The following is a 504-nucleotide window of genomic DNA, read 5'->3' as shown; positions in this document are numbered from 1 at the left end:
CTCGAGATCAATTATCTGGGCGAGGGTTTCTTCCCCGACGATGTCGAGATCGCCAGCGGCATTGGCGAGATCGGCAACCGCAGCTGGAGCATCCTCGCCGCCGCCTTCCAGAAAGGCGAATGCATCGCCACCGCCGACGTGGTGCTGGTGATGAGCGCCAGTGGCGGCCTGACCGAACTGCCCCCGGAATTCCGCACCGGGCTGGAGGCGCACCGCATTCGCGCTTGTGGGGTGGTGCACACGGCATCCCCCTTCCGTAGAGGGTAAAGCCGCCCCCTTCCCCGTTCGCCCTGAGCCTGTCGAAGGGTAGCCCTCTTCCCGCGCCTGGCATGCAAGGGAGAGCGGTGCTTCGACAAGCTCAGCACGAACGGCAATGGGAAGGCCGCTAGGCGACCCTCGTTACAATTCAGCGACGCTTACGCGTCGATCTGGCGCTCGGTTTCCGCAGCCAGCTCGGCCTGCAGAGCCGCGTCGGTTGCCGGCGTGATGTCGGCAGCCGCAGCC

Annotated in this window: 1 protein-coding gene; it reads left to right on the top strand. The window is 65.9% G+C overall.

Annotated features, from left to right (window positions below):
* Positions 1 to 267: hypothetical protein (locus AACY52_RS30255; protein WP_339561370.1), on the top strand; the 267-nt coding region annotated here is incomplete at its 5' end.
* Positions 268 to 504: the final 237 nt, after the last annotated feature.

The sequence above is a fragment of the Pseudomonas sp. EA_65y_Pfl1_P113 genome (genome assembly GCF_963970525.1).
In the GTDB taxonomy this organism is placed as follows: Bacteria; Pseudomonadota; Gammaproteobacteria; order Pseudomonadales; family Pseudomonadaceae; genus Aquipseudomonas; species Aquipseudomonas tritici.
This window is presented reverse-complemented; position numbering and strand designations above follow the sequence as displayed.